This is a genomic window from Streptomyces thermovulgaris (genome assembly GCF_002155915.1).
GTDB classification, from domain to species: Bacteria; Actinomycetota; Actinomycetes; order Streptomycetales; family Streptomycetaceae; genus Streptomyces; species Streptomyces thermovulgaris.
Genome location: NZ_MUME01000501.1, coordinates 1 through 6,259, shown reverse-complemented (window position 1 = coordinate 6,259; position 6,259 = coordinate 1). Strand labels below are relative to the sequence as shown.

Annotated in this window: 6 protein-coding genes; 4 read left to right on the top strand and 2 right to left on the bottom strand. The window is 74.5% G+C overall.

Annotation, left to right across the window (positions count from 1 at the left end):
- The first annotated feature begins 448 nt into the window (after nt 1-448).
- Together CCN35_RS26825 and CCN35_RS26820 are read left to right on the top strand one after the other, a co-directional pair.
- Entirely contained in the window at nt 449-1,330 is an 882-nt protein-coding gene (locus CCN35_RS26825) for an SIS domain-containing protein (RefSeq protein WP_067389445.1), read from the top strand.
- Nucleotides 1,331-1,355: 25 nt separating this feature from the next.
- Nucleotides 1,356-2,228: a class II fructose-bisphosphate aldolase gene (locus CCN35_RS26820; protein ID WP_067389448.1), complete on the top strand. Its 873-nt coding sequence runs from the start codon at nt 1,356-1,358 to the stop codon at nt 2,226-2,228.
- 81 nt (nt 2,229-2,309) lie between these two features.
- Here the strand turns inward: CCN35_RS26820 and CCN35_RS26815 are convergent, their stop codons facing one another.
- Complete coding sequence (locus CCN35_RS26815; protein WP_067389450.1) at nt 2,310-3,443, bottom strand: methyltransferase; 1,134 nt, start codon at nt 3,441-3,443, stop codon at nt 2,310-2,312.
- Between the two features lie 91 nt (nt 3,444-3,534).
- Between CCN35_RS26815 and CCN35_RS26810 the strand changes: the two genes are divergently transcribed.
- Nucleotides 3,535-4,185 carry an alpha-ketoglutarate-dependent dioxygenase AlkB family protein gene (locus tag CCN35_RS26810; RefSeq protein ID WP_067389453.1) on the top strand — a complete coding sequence of 217 codons (651 nt, stop codon included), beginning with the start codon at nt 3,535-3,537 and terminating at the stop codon, nt 4,183-4,185.
- A gap of 48 nt (nt 4,186-4,233) precedes the next feature.
- Nucleotides 4,234-5,472 carry an ROK family protein gene (locus CCN35_RS26805; RefSeq protein WP_067389456.1) on the top strand — a complete coding sequence of 413 codons (1,239 nt, stop codon included), beginning with the start codon at nt 4,234-4,236 and terminating at the stop codon, nt 5,470-5,472.
- A gap of 54 nt (nt 5,473-5,526) precedes the next feature.
- Here the strand turns inward: CCN35_RS26805 and CCN35_RS26800 are convergent, their stop codons facing one another.
- Nucleotides 5,527-6,036 (bottom strand): ATP-binding protein, encoded by a 510-nt coding sequence (locus tag CCN35_RS26800; protein WP_067389459.1) that lies wholly within the window; start codon nt 6,034-6,036, stop codon nt 5,527-5,529.
- Between the last annotated feature and the right edge of the window lie 223 nt (nt 6,037-6,259).

Below are 6,259 nucleotides of genomic sequence, written 5' to 3'. Positions count from 1 at the left end.
TGCTCGCACCTCCGGGGCGGCAGGGCCGCCCCGGAGGTGCGAGCAAGGGGGGCGCAGGCCCGCATCCCGCGCTCCCGCTCTCCCCGTCCGCCGTGCCCGCTCCTGCCTGCCGTCGTGTCCGCCGGCCCTCCGCCGTGCCCATTGGCCTTCCGCCGTGTCCGCCGGCCCGGACGGGCGGAGGGGGCGAAGGCGTGGTGCCGGAGCGGTCCACCGGTGGGGCGACCGGCTCGTACGGCCGCGGACGCGCGATCCGCCGGCCGGCTCCGCCCGACGGGTGGTTCCGGCCGCGCCCGCCGGCGCACGCCGCACGGCGACAGCGGCCTGCGCCAACGGCCTTCCGCGCCCCGGGCGCACACGGGCTGCTGCCGTGCGCTCACCCGGCGCATGCTTGAAAACGGTCGGAAAGTGGCATTCTCCTGCAGGAACCAGCGCATGCGGGAGGACGGGCATGAGCCATGTCGAGGACGAGCTGACCAGCCAGCCCGAGTGCTGGGCCCGTGCCGCGGGCGAGGCCGCCGCCCACGCCCGGGCACTGCCCGCACGGGGGGAGCGGGTCGCGATCGTCGGCTGCGGCACGTCGTACTTCATGGCCCAGGCCGCCGCCGCGCTGCGCGAGGGGGCGGGGCAGGGGGAGACCGACGCCTTCGCCGCCTCCGAGTTCCCCCACGGCCGCTCCTACGACCGGGTCCTCGCCCTCACCCGCTCCGGCACCACCACCGAAGTGCTCGACGTGCTCGGGGAGCTGAAGGGACGCATCCCCACCACGGCCGTCACCGCCGACCCCGGCACCCCCGTGGTGGACACCGCCGACGAGGTCGTCGTCCTCGACTACGCCGACGAACGCTCCGTGGTGCAGACCCGGTTCGCGACCACCGCCCTCACCCTGCTGCGCGCCCACCTCGAACTGCACGGCGACGGCGTCGTCGCCGACGCCGCCACGGCGCTGTCCGCCCCGCTGCCCGAACGGCTCGTCGACTGCACGCAGTTCACCTTCCTGGGCCGGGGCTGGACCGTCGGCCTCGCCCACGAGGCCGCGCTGAAGATGCGTGAGGCCTCGCAGTCCTGGACCGAGTCGTACCCGGCGATGGAGTACCGCCACGGCCCCATCAGCATCACCACCCGGGGCACGGCCACCTGGATGCTCGGCAGCGCCCCGCCGGGACTGGCCGAACAGGTGCGCGCCACGGGCGGGCTGTGGATCGACGGCACACTCGACCCGCTCGCCGAACTGATCCGCGCCCAGCGCCTCGCGGTCGCCGTCGCCGAGGCCCGCGGCCTGGACCCGGACCACCCCCGCCACCTCACCCGCTCGGTGATCCTCACGCCGTAGCCCGCAGGAAAGGCCAGAACAGACCGTGCCGCTTGCAGCCACCGGCGAGCTGGTCGCCCGCGCCGCCGCCGCGCGTTCCGCCGTCGTCGCCTTCAACGTCATCACGCTGGAGCACATCGAGGCCGTCGTCGCCGGCGCCGAGGCGGCCGGCGCGCCCGTCGTCCTGCAGGTCAGCGAGAACACGGTCAGATTCCGCCACGGGCGGCTGCTGCCGCTCGCCCGCGCGGCCGCCGCCGCGGCCGAACGGGCCGCCGTGCCCGTGGCGTTGCACCTCGACCATGTGCAGAGCGACGACCTGCTGCGCCAGGCGCCCGAGGCGGGCTTCAGCTCCGTGATGTACGACGCCTCCCGGCTGCCGTACGCGGAGAACCTCGCCGCGACCGGCGCCGCCGCGGCCTGGGCACACGCCCGAGGGCTGTGGATCGAGGCCGAGTTGGGCGAGGTCGGCGGCAAGGACGGCGCACCGCCGCTGGACGCCCACGCCCCCGGGGCGCGCACCGACCCCGAGGAGGCGCACGCCTTCGTCACCGGCTCCGGGGTGGACGCCCTGGCCGTGGCCGTCGGCAACACCCACGCCATGACCGAGCGCACCGCGTCCCTCGACCACGACCTGATCAAGCGTCTCGCCGGCGCCCTGGACGTCCCCCTCGTCCTGCACGGCTCCTCCGGGGTGCCCGACGGCGAACTGACCGCCGCCGTCGCCGGCGGCATCGCCAAGGTCAACGTCGGCACCGCCCTCAACCTCGCGATGACCGGCGCGATCCGCGGCTTCCTCGCCGCCCGTCCCGAGGCGGTCGACTCCCGCGCCTATCTCGGCGCGGCGCGGGAGGCGATGGCGGACAAGGTGCGGCGGCTCATCGAAGCGGTCGGCACACCCCGTGCGGGGGCCGCCTCCTGAAGGGACGGCCTTCCGAAGAGGCCGAAGAGGCCGAAGAGGCCGAAGAGGCAAAAGGGCCGCCTCCTGACGGCGCCGAAGGGGCTACCTCTTGACGGCCTTCAGCACCACGAACTTCGGATCGCTGGCGACCAGCCGGCTGTTGCCGAACAGCCGGCGCAGCTTGACGTGGTAGCCCAGGTGCCGGTTGCCGATCACCCACAGCTCGCCGCCGGGGCGCAGCGCACGCCGCGCGCCGGTGAACATGCGCCAGGCCGTGGTGTCCGTCACCGCCTGGTGCGAGTGGAACGGCGGGTTGTTGAGCACCAGGTCCACACTGCCCGCCGGCACCCCCTCCAGCCCGTCGCCGATCCGGAACTCGGCGCGCCCGGGCGCACCGTTCGCCTTGTACGTCGCCTCCGCCGAGGCCACGGCCTGGAACGACTCGTCCGTGAACAGCACCTCCGCGTCCGGGTTCGCCAGCGCCAGCGCCGTGCCGACGACACCGTTGCCGCAGCCCAGGTCCACCACCCGGCGGGCGCCCCGGCCGTCGGGGAGGTGCCGCAGGAAGAAGCGGGTGCCGATGTCGAGACGGTCGGCGCAGAAGATCCCCGCGTGGTTGACGACGGTCCGGCCGGACATGGCGCCGATGCCGTCGGGCAGCGCGTAGCTGTACGGCCACGGATTGGCGGGCCGCTCCAGGGAGGGGTCCGGGGTGCAGAGGATCAGCCGGGCCTTGCGCCAGGCGAGCGAGGTCCTGGTCGGGCCGAGGATCCGCTCGAACAGCGTCAGCGTCGAGGTGTGGATCTCCTTCACCATCCCGGTGCCGACCACGAGCGTGCCCTCGTGCACGAAGGGCGCCAGACGCAGCAGCTGGTCCTCCAGCAGGGCCAGGCTCTTGGGCACCCGCACCAGCAGCACGTCGATGCGGCCGGGCGGCGGGTCCTGCGTGGTGAGCAGGCCCACCGTGCCGGGCTCGACACCGTTGCGGGCGAGGTTGGCACGGGTCGCCTCCTGCCCGAGGAACGAGTCGGTGATCTGTATCGGCCGGTGCGCCGCCAGCGCCGTGACCAGGGCGCCCCACCGGTCGCCCACGACCACGACGGTCCCGGACAGATCCGCCCTCTGCTCGTCGAGGTGCCGCAGCAGATACTCGTCGGAGGCGTCCCAGGCCCGCAGCCGGTCGCGCGGATCCTCGGGAAACCGGGCAAGCACCGGCTCGCCCCAGGCAGTCGTCATACGCTGGTTCATCGCCGCCAGGCTAGCCGAGGTCCCCTCGCCGCCGGTCCGGCCGAGCCGCAGCTCACCGCCGCTGCGGCAGGATGGAGGCATGAACGCCGAGCTGTTCCCCCGGAGCCGTGCGCGGATCGCTCCGGGAGCCGTGCACGTACCGGACTGGCTGGACCCGGCGCTCCAGCACCGGCTGCTCGCCGCCTGCCGTGCGTGGGCCCGCCCGCCGGCCGGTCTGCGCACGGTGCGCACCCCGGGCGGCGGGACGATGACCGCACGGCAGGTCTGCCTCGGCCTGCACTGGTACCCGTACGGTTACGCCCGCACGGCCGTCGACGGCGACGGCGCCCCGGTCAAGCCGTTCCCCGCCTGGCTGGACGGGCTGGCGCGCAGGGCGGTGGCGGACGCGCTGGGCCCCGAGGCGGTCCCGGAAGAGGCGTACGACGTCGCCCTGATCAACTTCTACGACGCCGACGCGCACATGGGCATGCACCGCGACAGCGACGAGAGGTCCGACGCACCGGTGGTGTCGCTGAGCCTCGGCGACACCTGTGTGTTCCGCTTCGGCAACACCGAGACCCGCGCCCGGCCCTGGACCGACGTCGAACTGCGCGGCGGCGACCTGTTCGTCTTCGGCGGCCCCTCCCGCTTCGCTCATCACGGCGTGCCGCGGGTCCACCCGGGCACGGCCCCACCGGAGTTGGGCCTGACCGGGCGGCTGAACATCACCCTGAGGGTGAGCGGCGCATAGGCCACGCCCCTGGCCGCGGCGGATGCGGATCATGGGAGACTCGCCCTCATGAGCGGCAAGGCGGACCCCCGGGCGGCGGGGGAAGGGAGCACCTCGAGAACGCGGCTGGACCGGGGGCGCGCTGCGCTCGGGCCCGCACTGGAGCTTGTGCACACCGGCCGCGCCCCGACCCGCGCGGTCCTCACCGCGGAGCTGGGAGTGACCCGGGCGACCGCCGGTGCGGTGGCCGCCGAACTGGAGGCGCTGGGCCTGATCCGGGTGGACGCCCGGCCGGGCGCGGCGGCCGGCTCGCAGGGCCGTCCCTCGCACCGGCTCTCGGTCGCCGAGGACGGTCCCGTCGTGCTCGCCGCGCAGGTGCACGCCGACGGCTTCCGTGCCGCCCTGGTGGGGCTGGGCGGCCGGATCGTGGCCACCGCGTCCGGTCGTGAGACCGTCGACGCCGACCCGGCCAAGGTGCTCGACTCCGTCGTCGAGGCCGGCGCGGAGCTGCTGCGCACGACCGGCCGGCGCTGCGTCGGCGCCGGGCTCGCCGTGCCCTCCGCGGTCGCCGAACCGGAGGGCCTGGCCCTGAATCCGCTCCACCTGGCCTGGCCCCCGGGCGCGCCGGTGCGCCGGCTGTTCGCGGAGCATGTGCGTGCGGCCGGGATCACCGGACCGGCGTTCGCCGCCAACGACGTCAACCTCGCCGCGCTCGCCGAGCACCGGCACGGCGCCGGCCGCGGCGCCCGCGACCTGCTGTGCGTGGCGACCGGACACCGGGGCGTGGGCGGTGCGCTGGTGCTGGACGGACGGCTGCACACGGGCAGTTCGGGCCTGGCGCTCGAGGTCGGCCATCTCACCGTCAACCCCGAGGGCCGTCCCTGCCACTGCGGCAGCCGCGGCTGTCTCGACGTCGAGGCGGATCCGCTGGCCCTTCTCACCGCCGCCGGCCGCGAGCCGGGCCCCGAGGTCTCCCTGCTGCGGCAGGCCGACGACCTGATCCGTCACCACTACGACGACCCGGCCGTCCGCGCGGCCGCCGAGGCCCTCGTCGACCGCCTCGGCCTGGGCCTGGCCGGCCTGGTGAACATCCTCAATCCCGACCGCATCATCCTCGGCGGTCTCCACGGCACCCTTCTCGAGGCGGACCCCGACCGCCTGCGTGCCGTCGTCGCCGACCGCAGTCTGTGGGGTCAGAGCGGCGAGGTCCCCATTCTTCCCTGCGCCCTGGCCCACAACAGCCTGGTCGGTGCGGCGGAGCTGGCCTGGCAGCCGGTCCTGGACGACCCGCTGACGGCGCTGGCCTGAGCGCCCCGGGCGAGGGGCGAGGGGCGGTGCCGGCGGGCACCGGGCCCGGTCCGGTCAGCCGGCGACGGCCGACCGGGCGGGAGCGGGACCGGCGAGGCGGCGCGCGGGCTGCTCCGCGGTCACCAGGGCCGGTACGCGTGCCGGCATCGCGGCCGGGGGGACGGAGGTCGGCAGGGTGAACCAGACGACCTTGCCCCGGTCGCCGTCGGGGCGCGCGCCCCAGCTCTCGCTCATCGCGGCCACCATCGCCAGCCCCCGCCCCTCGGTGGCCAGCGGTGCGATCTTGCCGATGTCCTCCACCACGGGAAGGCGCGGGTCGTGGTCGCGTACGGAGACCATGAGCCGGTCGAGCAGCAGCTCGAGCTCCACGGTGCACGACTTGTCCGGCTGGGCGTGCAGATGGACGTTGGTCAACAGCTCTGTCACACCGAGCGCGGCCCGGTCGATCAGAGAGTCCAGATGCCAGTAGCGCAGATGCGCCGATACGATTCTGCGGACCTGACCGATCCGCGACGGCAGGGCTTGGAGCTCCACCGTGCAGTGCCTGCTGGGGTGACTGATCACGGCTGCGACTCCCCGACGTTGAGGTCCGGAAGAACACGACGTTTCGGATGCAGCAGGACGCCTGCGTGACACTGCCGCCTGCTGTCGTGGCCGGCGGGCTGGTTCGCAGCGTTATCGCCGGTAAACCCTGAGTGACGTGAGACAAGAGTGACCTACGGCACAGGGTCTTGCAACTCGCCGTTGCTCAGCCGCCACGCTCCGCAGTCCGGCGCTCCACGGCCCG

Excerpts from the sequence above, each read along its gene's own strand:
- CCN35_RS26815 (WP_067389450.1), bottom strand. The coding sequence starts at position 3,443 with ATGACGACTGCCTGGGGCGAGCCGGTGCTTGCCCGGTTTCCCGAGGAT.
- CCN35_RS26810 (WP_067389453.1), top strand. The coding sequence starts at position 3,535 with ATGAACGCCGAGCTGTTCCCCCGGAGCCGTGCGCGGATCGCTCCGGGA.
- CCN35_RS26805 (WP_067389456.1), top strand. The coding sequence starts at position 4,234 with ATGAGCGGCAAGGCGGACCCCCGGGCGGCGGGGGAAGGGAGCACCTCG.
- CCN35_RS26825 (WP_067389445.1), top strand. The coding sequence starts at position 449 with ATGAGCCATGTCGAGGACGAGCTGACCAGCCAGCCCGAGTGCTGGGCC.